Origin of the sequence: Halomonas sp. QHL1 (assembly GCF_001882345.1) — a bacterium.
Taxonomy (GTDB): domain Bacteria; phylum Pseudomonadota; class Gammaproteobacteria; order Pseudomonadales; family Halomonadaceae; genus Vreelandella.
The window spans coordinates 1640291-1661997 of the sequence record NZ_MINL01000001.1; the positions used below are offsets into that span (position 1 = coordinate 1640291).

Sequence of the window (21707 nt, forward strand, 5' to 3'; positions counted from 1 at the left end):
ATCTGCTAGGGAAACCATTATGCCAGACGCGAACACTCGTAAAAATCGCCTGCCTCGCCTACTGCTGAGGGTGTTGATTAGCCTACTGTTTCTCATCCTTATTTGGGTGGCGGGCAGTTATTGGCTGCTTAATAGCCAGTGGCTGCCAGCGCGTATTTCACAATTTGAGGGCATCGACATTCGCTGGGAGCAAGGCGTCAGTCGACACCCAGGTCGCTGGGAAGTCGAGGGACTCTATTTAGCCCGTGAAGATGAAGCACTGCCCATCTCAATTGAGGCCGAACGCGCCACTCTTTCGCTCTCGCTACTAGCCCTGTTGCGCGGCGAACTGCATATCGACGCACTCGATGCCGAGGGCATCCGCCGCCTGACCGTGGGTGACATCGCACTTGAAGCTGACGGCCAGCTGCAAGTAACGGAGACCACGCTAAGTCGCGACACCTTAGCGATCCCTAACGTTTACCTCGCCATCACTAATGGTCGTTTAGTTCGCCTAAGTGATCAAGCCACCTTAGTCCGCGCTATCAATCTTAACGCTGATGCGACGCTCAAAACGATAATCCCTGTCGACGCCACCAGCGGCGAGTTGAACCCTGATTTACTTGCTGCGCTGTCTGCACAGCTACAGTTGGATGCCCAGGCAGATGCCTGGGATGTCTTTATGCCCTATCTAGACGCCCTGCCCTGGCTAACCCTAGCGGGGCGCGGGGCCCTGACGGGGGAGCTGGAGCTAACCGCTGGCAAGTTACAACCCGGCAGCGAATTGATGCTGGACGCCCCTTTGCTGAACTTAACAGTTGATGAGCAGCGTCTGCGCAGGCCCAGCGACTCTCCACGCTGGCTAGTGGCGGATAACCCACCGCCTCGCCACACGGCTAAGGGTGAAGGTCAGGTTCGCTTGGCGGTTGAGAACGATCAACTGCATTTTTCAACGCAGCTGAACGATGTTGAGCTAGCCGACACACACCCTTACGCAGAGCACGCCGAGCTTCGCCTTGCTACCCAAATTCCCAATCAGCGCCTGGATCAACTCGACCTACCCACGGCGGCGACGCTAGCGTTGCAAGGTGACATCACCCGCCTGGATATGCTGAACCGGTATCTTTCACCCGGTGCAGAGGGAGAGAGCACTGAACTAGAAGACATCCGCGTTTCAGGCCATGGCCAAATTGAAGCCTTTGCCAACATTCTCGAATCGCGCCCTTTTGATGCCCAGCTGAGCATTCAAGCACCCGAGTTGAAGGCGGATACACGGGGGTTCACCGCCCTGGGGAGCGGCTCGCTTAATGCCCAACTGACACCGCAAGAGGTCATTGAGGCAACGCTCAACTTTTCCGACGCCACGCTGCACCACCAAGAGCGCCTGCTGCTTGACGATGCCGCTATCAACGTCGTGGCATTGAGCCCAGTTGATCCTGAAAAGACCCGCGAAGAGGCATCCGCGACTTTAAGCTGGCAATCCGCGCGTCTGCCTAATATTGACGCTCTACAACCCTATTTAGGTGCCATTTTACCTGACCCCGTGCCACTGCAGTTACTCAGCGGGGAAGCCACTAGCCACGGCCAGCTCACCATGGCGTCAAAACAGCTCAGCGGAGAGGTGCATTTAGCCGGAAACGGGCTTACCACTCGTTGGCAACACGGTGAACAAGACGGCACGTTAACCAGTGATATGCAGCTTTTACTGCCCATTCAGCAGGCGGCAATGGATGGCTCAACGCTGAATATCAGCGGCACCCGGTTGAGCTGGCAAGTGGCCGATGTCGACCAACCTAGTGAGCGCTTAGCGAGCGTATTAGTGTTAAATGATGGTCGTTTTCAACGCCGAGGTAACGTACCAAGCGGGCAATTTTCACTAGAAGGAAGCGTGCAACGGCTGGGCTTTTTAAATGCGTTTTTGCCTGACGCTCACGGTTTGGCCATCGCGGGAGAAGGCCAGCTCTTTGCTCAGGGCGCCTTTCGCAATAACCACTTGCTGGCACCCACTCGGCTGCGGGTCAAAGCTGACCAGCTAGAGGTTATGTTTTTAGACTATCTCGCCAGCGGGCGTGGCGAACTCACCGCCCAACTGGACAGCACAGAGCAGGCCCAGCTCTCGCTTGGCATCCCCCGCTTTGCCCTCAGGCGCCAAGACGATGACAGCCCCCACCTACAGGGTCGTCATTTTGCCCTCACCACGCAAACCGAGCGCTTTAGCGATGTGCTTGAATCTCCCCAGCCAGAGCACTTCACCACACGTATTGCGCTACCGATTACCGAGGTGCCCGACTTCACCCGTTACAACCGCTACCTGCCCGAAGGTGCAGGTATTACGTTGCTGGATGGGCAAGCCAGCCTAGAAAGCGAGTGGCTGCTGGAGGGCTTAAACGCCCAGGGTGAAATTACCCTACGCGCCTTTGGTGCAGAGTTAGCGCTGCTGGATCAGCAGCTTAGCGGCGACGTGCATCTCGACTTAAATCTCACCGACGGCAACCTGGGAACTCGTCGCTTTATCGCCGACGACTCATTTCTACGCCTTGAGAACGTTAGCCGACAAAGTGAAAACGGCTCTGCAGATGCCGGTTGGTGGGTAACGCTTTCCATGCTCGATGCGCAGTTGGCGTGGGAAGACCCTATTCGTCTCGTCAGCCAGCTTAACCTTGAGATGCGTGATACCGGGTTGCTCGCCCGGCTATTTCTCGCCCGCGCAAGGGATAGCGACTGGCTAGGGCGACTGCTGAATGTTCACGATATAGAGGGCAGCGCGCAGCTTGAAGTAAGCGGCGAGCAGATCAGCCTCAGCGACTTGACGCTCACCGGTGGCCCGCTGCTGCTACTTTCTGATGTCACTCTGGCAGAGCGCAGCGCGAACGGCGCGCTATACGCGCGCCTTGGCATGCTTGGATTAGGAGTAGAACTTGAGGACAGCGAACCAACGTTAAAAGTTATTCAACCGCGCCGCTGGTTTGATCGCTGGCGGGAAGCCAATGGCAGGTAATACAAATAACCGTTGCCTAGCGTTTTTTGCGCTCACGACGAATCATCCTGACGCGTTCTTTAGCTTTTTGCGGCGTAGAAAGCGGTGCAGCCGCCTCATCATGGGTTTTCGGCGGCACCGTTACCCAGGCAAATACCGGCAACGCCAAATGCCAATGGATAGCCGCCAAACGCAGCCCAAGGGTAACGCTTAGCGAGGCGGCAATCGCCATAGTCAGCGGCGCCTCCAGCGCATGTAGCACCACGTACACGATTCCCCCCGCCATTGCTGCCGTCGCATAGACCTCTTCGCGCAGCACCATAGGCACTCGTTGGGCCAACACATCACGGATCATGCCGCCTGCCACGCCGGTCATCATGCCCATCAACACTGCCACCATGCCAGACGTGCCCAGCAGCAGCGCTTTATGAGCGCCAATAACCGTGAAAAGTGCCAGCCCAAACGCATCGGCGATCGGTAAAAAGCCCCGGGATAGGCGGTGGATATAGTGAAAGCCCATCAGCGAGACACCCACGGTGGCTAAAATTACCCACAGGTAGGTTGGATCGGTGACCCAGAACACCGGCCTTACGCCAAGCACTAAATCGCGCAGCGTGCCCCCACCAATGCCGGTCACCGCAGCCAGCACCAGCATGCCGATCGGATCCATGCGCGACCGGCACGCCAAAATCACGCCCGAGAGCGCAAACACGATGACACCCGCCATATCCAGCCAGTAGACCACGCCCGACACGCCCTTCTCCTTTGCTCGCAATCTATGAAGGCAGGCAGGATAGCACTCTCTTAGTCATTATTGGCACAACCTACTGGTCACACCTCATTTAATGGCCTTGGCGCTTCAACCACTCTCTCAAGAAAGCAATTTCACTCTCCTGAGCAGCAATAATTTCCTCGGCCAGTTGGCGAATCTCCTCATCTTCGCCGTGCTCCAGCACAATTTCAGCCATGGCGATGGCGCCTTCGTGGTGGGGGATCATACCTTGCGCGAAATCGACATCGGGGTTGCCTGTGAACGCCATTGCCATGTCTTCATGCATTCGATCACTGGCGGCTTGGTAGGCGGCTACGGCAGGGTTGTCGCCGTGGGTGTCAGTAGTGGTACTGTGCTCGCCGTGGCTGCCATGGTGACCGTGCTCTTGGGCATAGACAGACGGCGCGATCAGCACTCCAGCTACTACACATAGGCTTGCAGCCATTTTCAATGCAGCGAGTGGTCGGAAAGTGGACAACGGGCTATTGGCATAAATCGGCATAGCAGTACTCTTATCGACAATAGTGGTAACTAAAGTTTAAAACCTACAGGCAGCACACAGGTCAAGACGTGCCAAGTGGGTTACCCTGTAAAGCATCACCCATACATGCATTGGAGAGCATATGGACTGGAACCCGGCTTATAGCTGGCTGGTACTTGCCTTGTTGCTGAGTTTGGCAGAGCTAACTTCTGGCGCGATGGTGCTGCTTGCACTGGGTATTGCCGCGGCGCTAACAGCGGCGGTTACTGCACTGGGGTTAACGCTTCCTTGGCAACTGCTCAGCATGGGGATTTTTACCGGGGTACTGTTGCCGCTATGCATCATGGTCATTCGTCCGCGCTTCTCCCCCCGCGGCGTTGCTTATGGCACAACAGGCACGGGCGTGGAGAAAGGTAATCGCTACACTACTCTGCGCCGCGATTTTGATGACGCTACTGGTATTAAAGTCAACGGTGATTTCTATCGCTTACGCGTACTTGATAGCGGTGAAACTGAATTACCTAACGGTACCCCGGTCGTATTTAGACGTTTTGAAGGCACCACTGCGCTGGTCGCACTACATCAGCCTGACGACATTGCCCCTCAAGATGACAATTCCCAACGCAAGGAGCCTTAACGATGGATTTACCTATAAGCCCAGGTTTATTAATAAGCCTTATTATTGTTGTGATTGCCGTACTGATCATCTCTAAAGGCCTGATTATTATTCGCCAATCGGAAGTGATGGTGGTTGAGCGCCTTGGTTCGTTCCACCGCGTTTTAGAGAGCGGCATTAACATTATTATCCCGTTTATTGAACAACCCCGCGCAATCACCATGCTGCGTTATCGCAAAATGGGCGAGGACTACACCGCCATCACCTCAGACGAAACCCGCATCGACCGCCGCGAAACGGTGATGGATTTCCCCGGCCAGCCGGTCGTCACCACCGACAACGTCACGGTGCGTATCAACGGTGCGCTCTACTACCAAATCATCGACCCCAAGCGGGCCGTTTATGAAGTTGAGAACATGAGCCAGGCCGTCGAAGTACTGGCTAAAACCACGCTGCGTTCGGTGGTCGGCAAAATGGAGCTGGATAAGCTGTTTGAATCCCGGGCTGAAGTGAATAACGAAATTCAGGCCGCCATGGAAGAGCCTGCATCTAAATGGGGGGTCAAAATCTCCCGCGTCGAAGTGCAAGACATCGCCATGCCTGAAGAGGTAGAAACCGCTATGCGTCTGCAGATGGCCGCCGAACGTAAGCGCCGTGCCACCGTGACCGAAGCAGAAGGTGAAAAATCAGCGGCGATTGCGATGGCCCAGGGCCAGCGTGAATCCTCGATCCTCAACGCTCAAGGTGATAAAGAGTCAGCCATTCTGCGCGCCCAAGGTGAGCAGGAGTCGATCAAACTGGTGCTTAGTGCGATTGGCGATAGCGAAGAGAATAAACGCACAGTAGTGGGTTACCTGCTGGGTCAGAGCTACATCAAGGTATTACCCAATATGGCGAAAGATGGCGAGCGGGTATTTGTGCCCTACGAATCCTCTGCCCTGCTGGGCTCTATGGGCATGTTTCGTGAGATGGCAGGTTCGCCCGAAGATACTGTGGCTAACCATCTCAAGAGCCGTAATCACGGTGACAGTGATTTTCGCAGCGGGATTGTAGGCGGCGCCGCTAGCGGTTACTAACCACGTTATCAAAACACTGGCTGATAACGCGATAGACCAAGCCCGTACAGGCTCGGTTTTTTTAATGCTGATTTTATTTCTCTATTACCCACAGCCAACCGTTGAAGAAACGCTCATAACCTAAGCCAATTTTTTAGCTAAACTAAAAACCACTGCCCAGATGCACGGGCATCATGCAGCATCACTCGTTGCTTGTGTCGTTGTTGATGCCTTTATCGGTGGAATGCAATATTGTTGGAAATCAGGACGTTCACCATGCTGCTTCGTGGGTACGCCATTCGTTATGGCCTTCTGTTCGTGATCGCATTTGCCATGCTGTTGGTTTCTTCAAGCAACCTTCAAGCTGCTTCTCCACCACACCCCCTGCAGAGCTGGAAGTATCGCTGGGGCGACTCTCCTTACGATGCCGTTAAGCGTCCTCAATGGCTGCAAAGCGACTCTACAGAGTGGCAGTCGACTGCTTCCCCTTCTAACCCACCCGGCCGCGAGGGGCATGAACACCTCTGGCTACGCACTACAGTGCCCGCCGGTGATTGGAGCGATCCAGTGCTCTTTATCACCAGTATTAATTTGATTGGGCAAGTTTATCTAGGCGACGAACTCATCTATCAATATGGTGAATTTGACGATCAGGGCCAAGGCGATTTTGCGGGCTGGCCCTGGCACATGATCGACCTACCAGAAAATGCCGCCGGTCAGACGCTCACCTTTCGCTTTTACTCTTACTACACCAGTATTGGCTTATGGGGCCAAGTCCAGGTAATGGAGCGCATTGAGGTCCTTAAGCAAGTTATTCATGACTCCGCTCAGGATCTCGGCGTGAGTGCCCTCGTTTTAGTACTTGCTGTCTTGGCCACCATTTTCGCCATAATAGGCCCAGAACGCCGTGGTTTTGGGTCTATTGCGTTATTTGCCTACGCCTCAGGACTGATGCTGCTTGCGGAGACGCCAGCGCGTCAATTCATTGCCGATAATCCATTGGCCTGGGACACACTCCGAGCGGGCAGCTACTACACCTTGCCGGTGGCGTTAGGGCTGTTGCTCAGCTACTGGCTGGAAGGCACCGCAAAGCGCTGGATAACGCACTTGTGGGTTATTCACTTGGGGTACTTGGTACTTGCAATTGGGTTGGTTCAACTTGGGATGGTGAGTCTGTCACTAACCTTCCCCGTATTTGATGTCATGCTGGCCTTAACGCTTCCCATGATGCTGGCGCTTGCGCTCATGCGCTTTCAACGGCTTACCCTTGAACAACGGCTTTTAGTAGTGAGTTTTACCTTTTTTGCCCCGCTGCTGTTGGCCGATATGGCGGTCGCCCACGGTTTTGTGGACTGGCGCAGTGTGCCCTTGAGCTACGGCACACTGGCTTTTTCTTTGGCTAACGCAGCTATTTTTCTATGGCACTATCGGCATACACAACAACAGCTTGCGATGGCCAATGAGACCCTGGAACAGCAGGTAGCGGCGCGAACCGCCGATCTCGACCGGTTAGTTCAGGAACTGGAAGGACTCTCACGCAAAGACCCGTTAACAGGCTTGCACAACCGACGCCATTTCGACACGGCCTTCGAGCACCAGTGTCAGCGAGTAAAGCAGCATGCAAGTCAACTGTCCGTGCTAATGCTGGATGTGGATCATTTTAAACAGATTAATGACGATTTTGGGCACGATGCTGGAGACGCTGTACTGGTCGAAATCGCCCTGTTACTGCGTCACCACCTAAGGGATCTGGATGTGATCTGTCGCTTTGGGGGTGAAGAGTTTGTTGCCTTGCTACCCGCCACCTCCCGAATCGCTGCCGAATCTCGCGCCAAGGCGCTGCTAACCTCCATTGCTCATCAGGCATTTGCCTATCAAGGCACCCCACTGCGGAAAATCACGCTCTCCTGCGGTGTCGCAACGTATCCAGATCACACTCAAGACCCTAAGAAGTTGCTACGTCTTGCCGATGAAGCGCTTTATCAAGCCAAGCACAGCGGCCGTAACCGCTGTGTAGTATGGGAAAAGACGCTAGAAGAACAGGGATGTATGCTCGGTAGACAGCAACCGCAATAATGACTCATGGTGTTGCTTGATTAAGACGACCCCGTCGCCAGAAAGTGATCGATAAACACCGCATAATCCTGCTCTGTGCAGTCGGCGTAAGCTACCGCCAGTGTCGACACTACCTCAACAAACAGGTCTTCACGCCCTTTTAATCGTTGGCAAACGGCCTTGGCAAAGCGTGTTGGGTCACCCTGGTTAAGCGCCTGGGCACCGCGCAGGTGTTCACGGGCGAGAATTTCCCCCCACTGCTGGGCCAGTTTTCGATATGACTTACCGCCAGAGAGTTTATGGGTTGGGAAGTCTTTCTTGAACGGCGAGCGCTCACGCACCGAAAACACCTTTCCGTTCATGGTTAACCAGCCGAGATAGGCGTCTGGATGCTCGGCAATGGCGTGGAACGCCGCAGCATGGCGGATGGCTTCGTTAGGAAACAGCTTACGCCACGCCTGCTGCTGGTTTTTATTCATTAACCGAAACGCCTCCGGGGGAATCTGCTCTTTGATATCCAGAATGATGTCATCGTGCTCTTGCTCGACACCGCCCTCAATCAAGACGTAATAGCGTTCCACGCCCAATGAACCGGTGCCTGCATCCAAGCGTCGCGCCGTATCTTTGACGCGAAAATGCTGGGGATCACTCTCTTTAATAGCGTGTTGCAGCGTTTGCTGATACTCCTGCTCAATCAGGCGGCGCAGTTGGCTGGACACATCCGCTGGCAGGTTAGCCAGCTTGCCAGGCCGCTCGGCGAACTGGCGGCCTTTCTGCTCATCTAGAGTCGTCCACTTTTCAAGCATGCGAGCACGGTTCTGCTTATCGGCCACTTTACTCATAAAGGGCTTTAGCGGGCCTTTGGCGGTATCAAGTGTCACGGCGTGAACGGGTTTGCCGTCGACGTGGTTAGCCAGCGTTTGGTAATAGCCCTCTATTAACTTTTTAAGCGCTTTATCAATCGCTTTTGGAGACATCTCAGCATTTTCGCGAGCATCTAACACGACGCTGATGGCCAGCCGCCACAGATCATATTGGTAGTCGCCAATCAGCGCATCATCAAAGTCATCCATACCGTAGCGCACTTGATCATCATGGTGACCATAGGCGCCGAAGTTGTAGACGTGAGCATCCCCTTGCAGCCAAGTTTGGGTTTCAGGCCAGCCGCCGAACAGTGCAAAACGCCAATCGTGCCATACGTCATTCCAATACAGATGGTTACTACCGCGGTAAAAGCGGTAAGGCGACGCAGCCATTTTGGCGTACTTAGCTTGGCGGGTGGCCGTTGGCAAAGTGTTATTCGCCTGATGGGTTGCCTCAATCACTCGCTGAGGGCGGTTATGTCCAGTCAATGCGTGACTCATCGAATTGCCTTTGTTGATGCAAAAAAACGCGTTGGTACAAAGGTAGCCGATAACCATGAATAGATTAAGTCAGTGGCTGGCCTACACGCCTATCGGCCCATGCGAGTAAAGCCACGAGGAGCAGCTATACGAAAGAAGCGCTCCACCACCTCATCTTGGGTTGCAGGCGTCATCAATGAGACTGTGACAAATACCGGCAGATTGAGCATCAGCCCCCAGAAGCCCGCGTGAATGCCCATCGGGTGTGGCCAAAGTGTCGTAAACGCTACGGTAATCAGAAAACCTGCCAAGATACCCGCCATCACGCCCAAGCGAGATGCCCGCGGCCAAAAGAACATGCCGATAAAGGCAGGCAGCACCTGGGAGGCAAACCCCAAACCCACCAACAGAATCATTACTAAACTGCCGGGCTCGGCAATGGCGAGCGGCGCTACGACTAAGAACATAATGGGCAGGATCAGCAGTCGTGCGAGTTTACCGGTAACTCCATTAGAGAGTTTTAACACCGGCTGAAGTACATCCTTGCTGAGTGATAGCGATACCGAATGAATAAACGGTTCGCTGGAAGACATTGAGGCTGCCAGGGTACCCGCGCCGAGCAGTCCCACTAATACCACCGGCAAGTGCTGCATGGCGTATTCGAGTACAACGGTATCGGCCCGGGCCAGCTCAGGCAGCGAAAAAATGCCGATAAAGCCTACAACCACCATGGGCAAAATAACCACGTAATAAGTGGGCAGCCAAGTAGCGCTACGGCGAATAGTGCGTGCAGAGGAAGCGCTCATCCACTGTGTCCACACCGGCGGCATAAACGAGAACATGGAAACGATGATCGAGGTCGTCCAGAAACTAAAGCTCATATCGCCACCTGCACCTGGCAGGGTGAGAAACTCGCTATGCTCAGTTTGGATACGCTCGAATACTCCAGCAAAACTTAAGCCGCCGGTAGCACTGTGCACTGCCCACAGGCCAACGGCCCAGGCGACGATCAGCATCAACACGCCTTGAAAGGCATTAGTGCGCCCAATCGCCCGCTGACCGCTGGCGTAGAGATATACGGCAATGCAGGCCAGCACCAGCACAACCCCCAACCAAATGGGAATCAAACCACCGCTCATCACAAACAAAATATACGCTGAACCAATGGTTTGCAGTACCGCATAGGCAATAGAGCCGATCGCCATCACCAGCGCTGCCAGTGCCCCCAGCGCAGGACTTTGATAGCGGTCAGCAATGGCGCTTGCCTGGGTCACGTGGCCAAACTGCTCGCCGAACTGCCACACCTTCGGCCCGAAGTACCACGCTATCAACGCCAGATAAGCAAGGTAGATCGCTACGTAAAATACCGCGACGCCTTTTGAATAAGCCCAACCTGGCGCTCCCATAAAGGTATAAGCACTCACACTACCGGCGGCGATCAGCAGGTAGAGCGTTACCGGCCCCATGCTACGCCCCGCCACGCCCCACTCTTCCAAGTTATTCATGGAGCGGCCTGCCCTGGCGCGTAGGCCAATCATCATCGCGATGGCGACATAGGCCAACGTAATCAGCAGTGGCCAAGGGCTATTCATGGTTGTCTCGCTCAACAATGCGATTGCCAATCAGCATCACCACGACGCAGGCAAAAATCACCAGGTAGCTCCACACCACTAACAACGGCAGGCCGAGCACCAAAGTTGCCCGGTTCACCCAACCAATCACCGGCCACGTACCCGCCAGCACCAGCGCCAAAAAAGCAATTAACAGCCCCCAGCCCGCCCGAGAGGTAGGCAGCACCAATAAACGTCGCATGAGTGTTTCCCTTGATTATTTGATGAAAGCTTTTCGATGGAAGCTTTTTTAATTATAAAGCTAGTCAACAAGACTGTTACGTTTAACTCCCTCTGCGGCCCAGGCTTCGGCCAGCGGCGATGGGGCGAGGTTCCCTACGACTACCACTAGCCCCGAGCAAAATCTGGCATCCTGAAACGCTTACGGTAAGCGCCTGGCGCAAGCCCGGTGGTGCGTTTAAACAAGCGCCGAAAGAAAGCCGCATCTTCATAGCCCACCTGCCAACTGATGTTATCGATGCTGGCATCAGTTCTTTCCAGGCGACGTTTGGCGTCCTCAATGCGTAAACGTTGGATGTAAACGATAGGCGTCAGACCGGTGCTGCTAGCAAATCGACGTTTGAAAGTGCGTTCGGCAAGTGAGGAGCGCTTGATCATCTCCTCCACAGGGTTAGCGACCGAAAAATGTGTGCATAGCCATTTTTGCGCGGCCTGAATATCGGCATCACCGTGGTCTGTTTTACCTTCGAAGATCATATAGGGAGTAAGGCCATCCTGATGCCACTGCAGCGCGTAAAGACGTGCGATTTCCTGCGCGGTGGTGGCACCGGCGTAGCGTGCAATAAGATATAACGCTAGATCGTGCCAGCTGGTGGAGGCACCGGAGCTAATCAATTCGTCACGCAAGCCAGCGATAACCAAGACACGCTCGGGGTGCGTCACCACCTGAGGATAGCAAGTCGTAAACGCCTGGGCGTAGCCAAAATGCACCGTGGCATCACGGTCGTCGAAAAGGCCGGTCTCGGCTATCAGGAAAACACCAGAGCAGGCTGAGCACAACACGGCGCCTGTATTGTGCATTTCATGTAGCCATTCAACCAGGTGTGGATAACGCCCCTTCTCCCAACCAGGCGCGCGCAGCAATACTGAGGGAACTATCACGATATCGGTGGTGGCAATGCTCTCGATTGCCCGCTGCACGGTGATAGGTACGCCACTCGCCAGTGCAAGGGAGCCCTCGGTCTCGCCCACAATCTCAACATGAAAAGGTGCGGGTGAACCGTCTGGCACAAGGTTCATCAACGAGGCAGCGTTCATCACATCGTAGATACCTGCCAGCGTAGAGATCACCGCATCAGGCAACGCCAGCAGGCTGACATGATAGGGAGTAGAGCCAAAGCTAGCGAGTGGTTGAGGCATGGCCTAGGTTTCCCATCGCACAAAAGCGTCGTGGCAGAAACGAACCGTTTTAGGGTGATTCTGACTCTTATACCGAGAGGGTACCGCTGAGATTATGAGTGCGGTCAGTTGATACCTTCAACTGAAACCCTCACACCAAATAAGAGAAGCGTAGACCATGTGCGTAGCGACTATCGATCAAACCAAGTTGGAAACCTTTGTCATGCAAGCGGTGGGCGATCTGTCATCCGCTTATGGCGGTGTTATGGTCAGCCTGGGCAACAAGCTTGGGCTTTACAAAGCAATGGAGAGTGCAGGCCCCATTAGCGCTATCGAACTTGCCCAGCGCACCCACTGCGCTGAACGCTATGTCCGAGAGTGGTTAAACTCCCAAGCCGCGGGCGGCTATGTTGCCTACCATGCTATCAGCGATACCTACGAACTCCCCCCTGAACAAGCGATGGTGCTGGCAAACGAAGATAGCCCTGTATTTATTCCACCGGCATGGCAGGTGCCCGCCTCAATGTGGTTTGACGAAGAAAAAACCCTTGAGGCATTTCGAACTGGCACAGGCGTGTCATGGGGCGACCATGACAGCCGCCTTCAGTGCGGCGTCGCGGCCTTTTACCGTAACGGTTATCGCAGCAGTCTGGTACCTGAATGGTTGCCCGCGCTGGAAGGCGTCATTGATAAACTTGAAGCTGGTATCACGGTTGCCGACGTTGGCTGTGGGTTTGGACACTCCACGGTGCTGATGGCTAAGGCTTTTCCTAAATCGCGCTTTTACGGGTTTGATGCCCATGAGCCCTCTGTTGGCGAGGCGGGGCAAAATGCCACCCAGGCTGGCGTCGCCGAGCGCGCGCACTTTGAAGTGGCACGGGCAGACGATTATCAGGACAGGCAGTACGGGCTGATTTGCTTCTTCGACTGCCTGCACGATATGGGTGATCCAGTGGCAGCCGCGAACTATGCCGCCAAAGTGCTGGCTCCCGGCGGCACCGTGTTGTTAGTTGAGCCTTATGCGCAGGACCACCTTGAAAACAACCTGTCGCTGGTAGCGAGAATGTATTACGCCGCTTCCACGACTATTTGCTGTGCCCATGCAATCTCCGAAGGGGGCAAGCAGGTTCTCGGTGCGCAAGCTGGCGAAGCACGCTTAGCAGAGGTGTTTCGCAAGGCTGGGTTCAGCCACTTTAGACGCGCAGCTGAGACACCGTTTAACTTGATTCTTGAGGTGCGGCGTTAAGAATAGAGAAAATAAATTGGCTGCGTAAAACGTTACATAGGGCGCTCCATCAGGAGCGCCCTATGCAGTATATTCATCCGCGAAAAGCTTAATGTCTCTGATCAAGGGGAAGCTGATCTGTAAAAAACCGCTCTAGATTATCCAGACATCCATTCCAGCCTTCCACGTGCTTGGTACGAACCTCTTCGCTGGGTAAGAGCGTATGGGTTAGCGTTAATTCGGAGCGATGAGGCGACAACTCCCGAAAGTGCAACTCAACAAGGCTGCTCTGAACAAGGTGTGAATTCCAGGTGAATGCAATGTGGCTGTAGCGGGAGATTGCTCGGTAATCACCATGGTGCCGATAGTCGCCGGTCTGCAAATGCATAATCACCTCGAAACGTCCACCCACGGTGAAGCTGCTATTCACAGTACTCGGTGCGCTGGGTTGCTGTGATTTGAAGAACCACTGCATCATCACCGACGGTTTAGACCAAGCATCAAAAAGCTGTCGTTTACTGCAAGGTAATACGCGCTTAATCATGACCGGATCCATTATCGTGCTCCAGTGTCTTTGAGATGAGCCTCGAGTTCATCGATTCTGCCAGACCAGAATTTAGCATGCATCGCTATATAGCTCGTCACTTCCTGCCAAACATCGAAATTAAGATGGCAATACACCTCGCGCTTATGTCGCGTCTTAAAAAGCAGACTCCCTGCTTCCAACAGCGCGATATGTTTCGATGTCGCGCTCAGTTTCATGCCCGTTATCGTCGCCAGTTCACTAACCGATCTAGGCCCAGCCGCCAACTCTGCCAGTAGTAAACGACGACGTTTATCGGAGAGCGCGAAAAAGACGGCATCTAGACGCTCATCATTTTCCATAGTTGGAAATCATCTCAATAAAATTATTTATAGAATAGTATAAAAACATTCAATATCAATAAATTACTGAAACCAACTATTTTCCATTTCTATTATTAACTTTTCATCCCGGATGACTAGCATATTCAAGTAGATGGCCATTCCGGCACATCGCTTGAGCAAGGAGACAAACCGTGGCTAACATCTGTTTGACGTTCGGCACTGCAACCGATGAATCAGAAATACTTAAGGCCCTGACTACACTCGATGGCCTCGCTTCCTGGTGGACGCAGGATACTTCCGGAGATCCCACGGAGGGTGGCACGATAACGTTCACCTTTGGTGATAACGGTGGCTTTGATATGCGCGTCATCAAGAGCAATCCTACGCAGGTGCATTGGGAGTGCATCAATGGGCCCGATGATTGGCTAGGCACCCGAATCGAGTTTGATATTCACCCGCAAGACACCCACAACCAAGTGATGTTTCGCCATGCTGGGTGGAGCAGCGAAAACCCGTTTTTCTATCACTGCTCGACTAAATGGGCGACTTTCCTGCTGAGCCTGCGGGATTACGTAGAAGAAGGAAAAGGGCGGCCTTTCCCTGAAGACATCAAAATCGAGGCCACCGGTATGTAGCCGAAAATAGCAAAGCCAGGGCACTATCTTGGGAATGTTAATGAAAGCATAGCGCCCTGATTTCGGCTATTGCTGTCGCTACAAGCAGACCAAACGCAAAGTAAAGTCCAGCAACCATATAGGGCTTATTGCTCGCTCCTACGCTTAGCTGGTAATCGACTCTGGCTCACCCGTCGATATTTAAATGCAATTTTAATGAAGAGGATCTCATCTTCTTGTTGTGGCAATGCTCGCCAAGCACATTAAAGACTACTTGCAAGCGGCTGCCCCCACTTATCGCCATGCACTAATTCACTTAATGGCAGGCGGGAACGCCAGCCTTTCGCTTCAAGCTCCGGCTGGTCTAAAAACTCACTCACATAGCCAAGACAGAGATACGCCAGCGGGTAAACGCGCTTCGGCAGGTTCAACGCCACGCTTAGCTGCTCTTGGTCAAGAATACTCACCCACCCAACGCCAATGCCTTCCGCCCGCGCTGCCAGCCAGAGGTTTTGCACAGCTAAACAAGTGCTGAAAAGGTCGGTATCCACAATGCTATTGCGCCCTAGCACATGGGGGCCGCCCCGGCTGCGGTCACAGGTAATACAGAGATTAAGCGGGCTCTCCATAATACCTTGCAGCTTAAGGCTGCGATAATGCTCTTGGCGCTCACCTTCAAAGCGCTCAGCGGCCTTCTGGTTCTCCTGCTCGAACATCTCCAGCACCGTTTCCCTGACGCTACGACTTTCAATCACGATGAAATCCCAAGGCTGCATAAACCCCACTGAAGGCGCATGATGCGCTGCCTCCAAAAGTCGAGCCAGTACGTCAGGGGGAATCTGGTCGGGCAGAAATTGCGAGCGCACATCGCGCCGCTCGTGTATGGCGCGGTAAAGCCCACGGCGCTCAGCATCGGAAAAACGGTGGTTCGAGGTGGTCATTGCGCTGATCGGGCCTTTTGATGAACAATTTTATAGACAGTGAAGAGTCTACACGAGCTCAGCCTAGCCGCCATCTCAGCGGGTTTGTTTGGCGCCCGACAGACACCAGCGTCACTGCAAACAGAAAAGATGCCGATGAAGCGCTACTACGGCTAAGCGGCGCTCACCACTCAGCTCTGGTTGCTCACTCACCCAGACCTGCGCTATGTGGCCAGAGTACGCGCGTTTATGGAGGCGATGACGGAGGGGGTGCGCGGACAGTAGTATCCGGCTCTTCATGTGGGTCTCCAAGTACACTTATCCATACTGAGCAGATCTACTGTCTATATTTGAGGTCACACTAGTGCTTGTGGTTTAGCTAGCTTCGCTATTCATCGCTATCCTCTAATGGGAGCAGAGCATAATGAGTGAGCATTTATACCGCTTGTCGGCCTTTTCATCAGACCCAGCCGGTGGCAATCCTGCTGGCGTCTGGATTGGCAACGAGCTGCCAGATACTAAGACGATGCAGAGTATCGCAGCAGAGGTGGGGTACTCGGAAACCGCTTTTATCGCCCCAGCTAGCGGCGCAATTAGAACGATTCGTTACTATAGCCCGCTAGCAGAGGTCAATTTTTGTGGTCATGCCACGATTGCAACTGCGGTTATGCTGGGGCGACTAGGTGGTACTGGCACGTATCAGTTAGATACATTAGTAGGCCGCGTACCGGTGAAGGTTCAGGCAGTTGATGGTCAGATTCAGGCAGCACTCACCTCGGTGGAACCTGCACATAAACCTGTCGCTGAACATCTTGTAGATGAAGTACTCGCGCTACTGCAATGGCCATCTGATGCACTGGATCTAACGATTCCCCCTGTCTTAGCCTATGGCGGAGTCTGGCATCTTATTTTAGCGGTCAACTCTCAGTATCGATTGAGCCAACTCGATTACGATTTTGAAAAACTGAAGTCTTTAATGTTACGAGAGGGTCTTACGACGCTGCAGCTAGTATTTCGAGAACACCGCGACCTGTTTCATTCACGCAATCCATTCCCAGTGGGCGGCGTCGTGGAAGACCCTGCCACTGCTGCTGCAGCTGCAGCGCTAGGTGGATATTTGCGAGACGCTAAATTGATTGATGTACCTGGGAAATTTCTGATAAAACAGGGTGAAGCGATGGGACGATTAAGCCTGCTGCAAGTTGAAGTACCAAAGCAAGGAGGAATCGTAGTGTCTGGAACAGCCGTAGAGATTGCAAACTGAATGGCTCCGCACAAGCCACACCCTTCACTACTCGACTTCTTTTGATTTAATACGCGGTTTAACTAATGGCTAACTGGCCGGTACTCCACGCATCATTGTCGTACTCAGGCAGTTTTCGTACAAAGACTAATGACATTACCAAGCGCTAACCGCAAAAAATCACGTAGAAGAGCTTGGCTTGCGCCACTTATGTACCTGCTATCTGGCGGTGCCTTGCTGGGACTATCGACTAATTTGGCTAAACTTGCCGGTGACATTCAGCTATCCGCGCTCGCTTTTCTGTTTTGGTCAATTTTAGGGGCGGCGCTTATTCTGTTAGTTCTCGCGGCTTTCCGCCGCAATTTACCACCGGTTAACGTGCGCACCCTTGAGTATTACTCGATCTCTGCGCTGTTAGGCGTAGCCGGCGCCAACCTGCTGTTTTTCTCAGCTATCCCCCATGTGGGTGCTGGATTCGTGGCATTAATCATCACCTTGCCACCGCTGCTCACCTACATCGGCGCATTAACGTTAAAAATGGAACGCTTCCAGGTGTTGCGGGCGTCCGGTGTTATGTCAGCCCTCGCAGGCGCCTTCATCCTAGCCTTCCATAAGCTTTCCGCACCGGATGCTGATTATCTCTGGATTCTTCTCGCTTTAATTGGGCCCGTACTGCTAGCCATAGGCAACCTTTACCGAACCTTGCGCTGGCCAGAAGGCGTATCCAGCGATGCACTGGCGCCCGGAATGCTAATCGCCGCTACCGTCATTCTAATCAGCGTGGGTTTTCTGCCGGGCTTCTCACTAAGCGTTCCGACAGACCGCTCCCTGCCGTTCTTGCTGATTGCCCTTCAGGCAGTGGTCTTTGCAGGCCAGTTTTTACTGCTTTTCATGCTACAGAAAAGTGGCGGCCCGGTGTTTTTGAGCCTATTGGGTTCCGTAGGCGCCGTGGTTGGCGTTCCAGTTGCCATCCTGTTGCAGGGAGAAGCCGCCCCCGAGGGCTTGCTACTAGGCACCCTTTTAATCGGTGCAGGTATTGCCCTGCTCAATATTGGCAAAGCCAAGCCGCTTTCCAGGGAGCCAACCTAAGAGATAGGATAAAGGGGGGTGTTATTAGGAGTGACTAGAAGCGTTTGTAAAAGCAATATTGGCTCGTTAATTACTGGGCATAGAATTTGGCAAGGAATCGGGAACAGAAGAGTTCAATCGAAACATTAAACGATGTTAGTTCTATCGCTAAAGAATGCTCCGTTCCATATAGTGAATACCACCATCGGTTTTACAAATACAAAACCCCATACGTTCGTATAAAGCGATTGCGGGGTTTAGACAAAACACACGGAGTCGAAGTAAGTTAATGCCCGCTTGTTGCGCAATGTCTTCCGTGTAGCGGATTGCCGCTGTACCTAAGCCTAGACGCTGCCAATTCTGGTCAATTTGTAGTTCGCGAATATAGTAGACTTCATCATCATGATTTAAGCATAACAAGCCTACTGGGCAATCATTGACGACTAACTCGTAGCTATCTAACTGACCCCACTGTTTATCAAACAGCGCTGTATCCCAGCGCATATCCAACTGTTTGTAGTAGGCTGACATATTCTGCAGAATTATGTTTTCCGCGAATGCCTTGTCGTTAGTCGGCCGAATAATGAGCTTCATCTATCTATTCCTGACAACGTGACCATCCGTTTTTAAATGCAAAAAGCCAAGGAATGGCCTTGGCTTTTTGTTTTTTAGCTTAGCGTAATCCCTACCCCAACTGAAATGGGTAAACCGGCCCAACCTTTAAGAGCTGGGTTAGCTCATCCAGCGCAGTAAGGGACTCTTCTGCGAGCTGAGGGTCGGCGAGATCATCGGGGGCAAGAAGGTCGCGGTAGTGGCGATTTACCCAAGCGGTTAGGTCATCATAAAGCGCCTCGGTGAGCAGCACGCGGCCGGTGAGTGCTTCACGTTCTGCGTCCGTAAGCACAACACGCAGGCGCAGGCAGGCGGGGCCGCCGCCGTTGCGCATGCTCTGCTTGACGTCTTTGACGATCACTTCACTAATCGGGTTATTGCCCGCCAGCAAATGGTCTTGGATGGTGCGCCATACCGCTTCCCGCTCCTGGCATTCGCCCGGCACCACTAGGGTCATGGTGCCATCTGGGTTGGATAGCAGCTGTGAGTTGAAGAGATATGACGCTACCGCGTCTTCCATGCTCACCGCTTCCAAGGGCACGCGCACCGGTATCAGCGGGCTGGCCATTTTGGCGCGAAGCTCGTCCAGCGTGCCCTCTTCATCCAGAAACGCCATTTCGTGGTAGAGCAGCACGGGGCCGTTGCCCACCGCAATAACGTCATTATGGAAGACGCCCGCGTCGATGGCGTCCGGGTGCTGCTGGGCGAATACGGTTTGCGCTTGCGTAAGCCCATGCTGGCGGGCTACAGCCTGACTGGCTTCCAGGGTTTGCCTGGCGGGGAATCGTGTTGGCTCACGCTCGCCGCCAAACGCTTGGCGGCCATACACAAACAGATGAACGCCAGGCTCGCCGTGCTCACCGCATAGACGGGTGTGATTGGCCGCACCTTCATCGGAAAAGGCTGGGGTAGCGGGCAGCACCGGATGGTGGGCGAAGTGCTGTTCGTCACGGAAGATTGCCTGTAGCACTCGGCCAGTGGTTTGCGGCTCTAAATAGCGGTGAAAGCTGGACTGCAGATTGGCTGGCGTGAAGTGTACCCGGCTATCGGGTGCATCCATGCTGGGAGTAATAGTTCCCGCGTTAGCCGTCCACATACTGGAAGCCGAGCATACCGCTCGCAGCAACTGCGGTGCCTCACTAGCGGCGCGGGCCAGCACATCGCTATTACTACCGCTAAAACCTAAATCGCGCAGTGCGCCAATGTCTGGGCGCTGTTGAGGAGGCAGCACGCCCTGGGCATAGCCCGCGTCCATCAGCGACTTCATTTTAAGCAGCCCCTGCAGCGCCCCCTCTTTGGGATTGGAGACCAGGCCGCCGTGGCTCATGGACGCGACATTGCCCACGGCCAACCCAGAGTAGTTATGGGTTGGGCCGACTAGGCCGTCAAAATTGACTTCCCTGACGCTACTGATGCCGGCGGCACTCATAGACTCACTCCCGGCGGCAGGGTCTCGGGCATCTCCAGGCTGTCAGCTTCCATGGAGGCGACCGGGTAGGCGCAGTAGTCCGCCGCATAAAACGCGCTGGGACGGTGGTTGCCGCTGTCACCCACGCCGCCAAAAGGGGCATCGCCGGATGCGCCGGTGGTTTGGCGATTCCAGTTGACGATTCCGGCGCGAATACGCAGCAGGAAGTCATCCCAATCGGCTCGATCGCCGCCAATGAGCCCAGCAGAAAGCCCATAACGGGTGTTATTGGCAAGCTGTAGCGCCTCATCCCAATCGCTATAGCGGTGGATTTTCAGCAGCGGGCCAAAGTGCTCTTCGTCCGGTACATCCAGGCCGGTCACATCAATCAGCGCAGGGCTTAACAGGCTGGTGTTCTCTTGCAGGCGCTTCATACGGTTGATCACCGTACCGCCCATAGCCTCTAATTCCTCTTGGGCCTTGAGCAAGCCGTCCGCCGCCGCTACGCTGACCAAACCGCCGTAAAACGGCGCAGGATTTTCCTCGAACTGACCCGCCACGTGTAGCTTGGTGATCGCCTCTGAAAGCGCATCAATCAAGCGATCACCGACGGCACCTTCCGGCACCATTAAGCGCCGCGCACAGGTGCAGCGCTGGCCGCCGGAGAGAAACGCCGACTGCAGAATGGTCAACACCGCGGCGCGCTCGTCGTCGACATCCTTCACCACCAGCGGGTTGTTGCCGCCCAGTTCCAGCGCGAGGATTTTATCCAGCTGTCCGGCAAACTGCTGGTGCAGCATACCGCCCACTTTGGCGCTACCGGTAAACAGCAGACCATCAATATCAGGGTGACCTGCCAGCGCCTGGCCTACCGGCACACCACCCTGTACCAGGTTAATGACGCCTGCCGGAAGCCCGGCCTCTAGCCAGCACTGGAGGGTCAAATCCGCGGTAAGCGGGGTTTGGTCGCTGGGTTTGAAGACCACACAGTTACCCGCCAATAGCGCAGGCACCATATGCCCGTTCGGGAGGTGGCAAGGGAAGTTATAAGGGCCAAACACCGCCATCACACCATGAGGGCGATGGCGCAGCACCGCGTTTGCACTGCCCACTGTTTTTGCCCGTTCACCGGTGCGCTCGTTATACGCCTTAACCGACAGCGCTACCTTACCCACCATGGCGCCCGCTTCGGTGCGCGCCTCCCAGAGCGGCTTGCCGGTCTCTGAAGCAATCGCCATGGCCAGATCTTCACCGCGTGTTTTGAGCACCTCGGCAAAACGCTCGACAAGCGCTTGGCGCTCGGCAAAAGGTGTGCGCGCCCAGCCGGGGAAGGCACCGCGGGCGGCCTTTACCGCGCCCGCGACCTGCTCAGCGCTAGCGGTCGCCGCTTGCCATAGCGACTTGCCAGAAACAGGGTCGTGCTTGCTCAAAGGCTCTGCGTCGCCTGCGACCCAGGCGCCATTGATCAGTTGCTGCTGTTGGGCGTGCATAAAAACTCTCCTG

General features: G+C 54.3%; 20 protein-coding genes. 8 read left to right on the forward strand and 12 right to left on the reverse strand.

The window, feature by feature from the left end:
* Nucleotides 1-19: 19 nt before the first annotated feature.
* Nucleotides 20-2977 carry a hypothetical protein gene (locus QHL1GM_RS07540; RefSeq protein WP_071693911.1) on the forward strand — a complete coding sequence of 986 codons (2958 nt, stop codon included), beginning with the start codon at nt 20-22 and terminating at the stop codon, nt 2975-2977.
* A gap of 16 nt (nt 2978-2993) precedes the next feature.
* Here QHL1GM_RS07540 and QHL1GM_RS07545 read toward each other — a convergent pair whose 3' ends face one another.
* Both QHL1GM_RS07545 and QHL1GM_RS07550 read right to left on the reverse strand, forming a co-directional pair.
* A complete protein-coding gene (locus tag QHL1GM_RS07545) occupies nt 2994-3710 on the reverse strand; it encodes a trimeric intracellular cation channel family protein (RefSeq protein ID WP_071693912.1) in 717 nt (238 codons plus the stop codon).
* Between the two features lie 88 nt (nt 3711-3798).
* Nucleotides 3799-4230, reverse strand: coding sequence for a DUF305 domain-containing protein (locus QHL1GM_RS07550; RefSeq protein WP_071693913.1), 432 nt, complete (start codon nt 4228-4230; stop codon nt 3799-3801).
* Between the two features lie 121 nt (nt 4231-4351).
* Between QHL1GM_RS07550 and QHL1GM_RS07555 the strand changes: the two genes are divergently transcribed.
* The 3 genes from QHL1GM_RS07555 to QHL1GM_RS07565 all read left to right on the forward strand — a co-directional run bounded on the left by QHL1GM_RS07555 (nt 4352) and on the right by QHL1GM_RS07565 (nt 7956).
* The gene (locus QHL1GM_RS07555) at nt 4352-4846 is read left to right on the forward strand and encodes an NfeD family protein (protein WP_071693914.1); all 495 of its coding nucleotides are present in this window, start codon (nt 4352-4354) and stop codon (nt 4844-4846) included.
* A 2-nt stretch (nt 4847-4848) separates the two neighbouring features.
* On the forward strand, nt 4849-5901 hold the full coding sequence (locus QHL1GM_RS07560) for an SPFH domain-containing protein (protein WP_071693915.1): 1053 nt from the start codon (nt 4849-4851) through the stop codon (nt 5899-5901).
* A 255-nt stretch (nt 5902-6156) separates the two neighbouring features.
* Nucleotides 6157-7956 (forward strand): GGDEF domain-containing protein, encoded by a 1800-nt coding sequence (locus QHL1GM_RS07565; RefSeq protein ID WP_071693916.1) that lies wholly within the window; start codon nt 6157-6159, stop codon nt 7954-7956.
* Nucleotides 7957-7976: 20 nt separating this feature from the next.
* On the opposite strand, the gene QHL1GM_RS07570 is transcribed toward QHL1GM_RS07565, so the two are convergent.
* From QHL1GM_RS07570 to QHL1GM_RS07585, 4 genes are all read right to left on the reverse strand, one after another.
* A complete protein-coding gene (locus QHL1GM_RS07570) occupies nt 7977-9299 on the reverse strand; it encodes a DUF2252 domain-containing protein (RefSeq protein WP_071695943.1) in 1323 nt (440 codons plus the stop codon).
* Nucleotides 9300-9388: 89 nt separating this feature from the next.
* Complete coding sequence (locus QHL1GM_RS07575) at nt 9389-10870, reverse strand: sodium:solute symporter (protein WP_071693917.1); 1482 nt, start codon at nt 10868-10870, stop codon at nt 9389-9391.
* Complete coding sequence (locus tag QHL1GM_RS07580) at nt 10863-11090, reverse strand: hypothetical protein (RefSeq protein WP_071693918.1); 228 nt, start codon at nt 11088-11090, stop codon at nt 10863-10865. Before QHL1GM_RS07580 ends, QHL1GM_RS07575 begins: the two co-directional genes overlap by 8 nt.
* A 146-nt stretch (nt 11091-11236) precedes the next feature.
* Nucleotides 11237-12268, reverse strand: a complete 1032-nt coding sequence (locus tag QHL1GM_RS07585) for a GlxA family transcriptional regulator (protein WP_071693919.1) — start codon at nt 12266-12268, stop codon at nt 11237-11239.
* 157 nt (nt 12269-12425) lie between these two features.
* Between QHL1GM_RS07585 and QHL1GM_RS07590 the strand changes: the two genes are divergently transcribed.
* Nucleotides 12426-13493 (forward strand): class I SAM-dependent methyltransferase, encoded by a 1068-nt coding sequence (locus tag QHL1GM_RS07590; RefSeq protein ID WP_071693920.1) that lies wholly within the window; start codon nt 12426-12428, stop codon nt 13491-13493.
* 88 nt (nt 13494-13581) lie between these two features.
* Here the strand turns inward: QHL1GM_RS07590 and QHL1GM_RS07595 are convergent, their stop codons facing one another.
* A complete protein-coding gene (locus tag QHL1GM_RS07595; RefSeq protein ID WP_175540361.1) occupies nt 13582-14016 on the reverse strand; it encodes an SRPBCC domain-containing protein in 435 nt (144 codons plus the stop codon).
* Nucleotides 14017-14027: 11 nt separating this feature from the next.
* Nucleotides 14028-14357 carry a helix-turn-helix transcriptional regulator gene (locus tag QHL1GM_RS07600; RefSeq protein ID WP_071693922.1) on the reverse strand — a complete coding sequence of 110 codons (330 nt, stop codon included), beginning with the start codon at nt 14355-14357 and terminating at the stop codon, nt 14028-14030.
* A 173-nt stretch (nt 14358-14530) separates the two neighbouring features.
* Between QHL1GM_RS07600 and QHL1GM_RS07605 the strand changes: the two genes are divergently transcribed.
* Nucleotides 14531-14974, forward strand: a complete 444-nt coding sequence (locus tag QHL1GM_RS07605) for an SRPBCC domain-containing protein (RefSeq protein ID WP_071693923.1) — start codon at nt 14531-14533, stop codon at nt 14972-14974.
* Nucleotides 14975-15216: 242 nt separating this feature from the next.
* On the opposite strand, the gene bluB is transcribed toward QHL1GM_RS07605, so the two are convergent.
* Complete coding sequence (bluB, locus tag QHL1GM_RS07610; RefSeq protein WP_071693924.1) at nt 15217-15894, reverse strand: 5,6-dimethylbenzimidazole synthase; 678 nt, start codon at nt 15892-15894, stop codon at nt 15217-15219.
* A gap of 403 nt (nt 15895-16297) precedes the next feature.
* On the opposite strand from bluB, the gene QHL1GM_RS07615 reads away from it, so the two are divergent.
* Nucleotides 16298-17137, forward strand: coding sequence for a PhzF family phenazine biosynthesis protein (locus QHL1GM_RS07615; protein ID WP_071693925.1), 840 nt, complete (start codon nt 16298-16300; stop codon nt 17135-17137).
* A 189-nt stretch (nt 17138-17326) separates the two neighbouring features.
* Nucleotides 17327-18205, forward strand: a complete 879-nt coding sequence (locus QHL1GM_RS07620) for a DMT family transporter (protein ID WP_254795273.1) — start codon at nt 17327-17329, stop codon at nt 18203-18205.
* A gap of 147 nt (nt 18206-18352) precedes the next feature.
* On the opposite strand, the gene QHL1GM_RS07625 is transcribed toward QHL1GM_RS07620, so the two are convergent.
* From QHL1GM_RS07625 to astD, 3 genes are all read right to left on the reverse strand, one after another.
* A complete protein-coding gene (locus QHL1GM_RS07625) occupies nt 18353-18778 on the reverse strand; it encodes an N-acetyltransferase (RefSeq protein WP_071693927.1) in 426 nt (141 codons plus the stop codon).
* A gap of 91 nt (nt 18779-18869) precedes the next feature.
* The gene (astB, locus tag QHL1GM_RS07630; RefSeq protein WP_071693928.1) at nt 18870-20225 is read right to left on the reverse strand and encodes an N-succinylarginine dihydrolase; all 1356 of its coding nucleotides are present in this window, start codon (nt 20223-20225) and stop codon (nt 18870-18872) included.
* Nucleotides 20222-21694: a succinylglutamate-semialdehyde dehydrogenase gene (gene astD / locus QHL1GM_RS07635; protein WP_071693929.1), complete on the reverse strand. Its 1473-nt coding sequence runs from the start codon at nt 21692-21694 to the stop codon at nt 20222-20224. The genes astB and astD overlap by 4 nt, the downstream gene beginning before the upstream one ends.
* Nucleotides 21695-21707 lie beyond the last annotated feature (13 nt).

What these genes read in the sequence shown, in the direction of transcription:
- QHL1GM_RS07540 (WP_071693911.1), top strand. Translation starts at nt 20, where the DNA reads ATGCCAGACGCGAACACTCGTAAAAATCGCCTGCCTCGCCTACTGCTG.
- QHL1GM_RS07550 (WP_071693913.1), bottom strand. Translation starts at nt 4,230, where the DNA reads ATGCCGATTTATGCCAATAGCCCGTTGTCCACTTTCCGACCACTCGCT.
- QHL1GM_RS07555 (WP_071693914.1), top strand. Translation starts at nt 4,352, where the DNA reads ATGGACTGGAACCCGGCTTATAGCTGGCTGGTACTTGCCTTGTTGCTG.
- QHL1GM_RS07560 (WP_071693915.1), top strand. Translation starts at nt 4,849, where the DNA reads ATGGATTTACCTATAAGCCCAGGTTTATTAATAAGCCTTATTATTGTT.
- QHL1GM_RS07565 (WP_071693916.1), top strand. Translation starts at nt 6,157, where the DNA reads ATGCTGCTTCGTGGGTACGCCATTCGTTATGGCCTTCTGTTCGTGATC.
- QHL1GM_RS07570 (WP_071695943.1), bottom strand. Translation starts at nt 9,299, where the DNA reads ATGAGTCACGCATTGACTGGACATAACCGCCCTCAGCGAGTGATTGAG.
- QHL1GM_RS07575 (WP_071693917.1), bottom strand. Translation starts at nt 10,870, where the DNA reads ATGAATAGCCCTTGGCCACTGCTGATTACGTTGGCCTATGTCGCCATC.
- QHL1GM_RS07580 (WP_071693918.1), bottom strand. Translation starts at nt 11,090, where the DNA reads ATGCGACGTTTATTGGTGCTGCCTACCTCTCGGGCGGGCTGGGGGCTG.
- QHL1GM_RS07585 (WP_071693919.1), bottom strand. Translation starts at nt 12,268, where the DNA reads ATGCCTCAACCACTCGCTAGCTTTGGCTCTACTCCCTATCATGTCAGC.
- QHL1GM_RS07590 (WP_071693920.1), top strand. Translation starts at nt 12,426, where the DNA reads ATGTGCGTAGCGACTATCGATCAAACCAAGTTGGAAACCTTTGTCATG.
- QHL1GM_RS07595 (WP_175540361.1), bottom strand. Translation starts at nt 14,016, where the DNA reads ATGATTAAGCGCGTATTACCTTGCAGTAAACGACAGCTTTTTGATGCT.
- QHL1GM_RS07600 (WP_071693922.1), bottom strand. Translation starts at nt 14,357, where the DNA reads ATGGAAAATGATGAGCGTCTAGATGCCGTCTTTTTCGCGCTCTCCGAT.
- bluB (WP_071693924.1), bottom strand. Translation starts at nt 15,894, where the DNA reads ATGACCACCTCGAACCACCGTTTTTCCGATGCTGAGCGCCGTGGGCTT.
- QHL1GM_RS07615 (WP_071693925.1), top strand. Translation starts at nt 16,298, where the DNA reads ATGAGTGAGCATTTATACCGCTTGTCGGCCTTTTCATCAGACCCAGCC.
- QHL1GM_RS07620 (WP_254795273.1), top strand. Translation starts at nt 17,327, where the DNA reads ATGTACCTGCTATCTGGCGGTGCCTTGCTGGGACTATCGACTAATTTG.
- QHL1GM_RS07625 (WP_071693927.1), bottom strand. Translation starts at nt 18,778, where the DNA reads ATGAAGCTCATTATTCGGCCGACTAACGACAAGGCATTCGCGGAAAAC.
- astB (WP_071693928.1), bottom strand. Translation starts at nt 20,225, where the DNA reads ATGAGTGCCGCCGGCATCAGTAGCGTCAGGGAAGTCAATTTTGACGGC.
- astD (WP_071693929.1), bottom strand. Translation starts at nt 21,694, where the DNA reads ATGCACGCCCAACAGCAGCAACTGATCAATGGCGCCTGGGTCGCAGGC.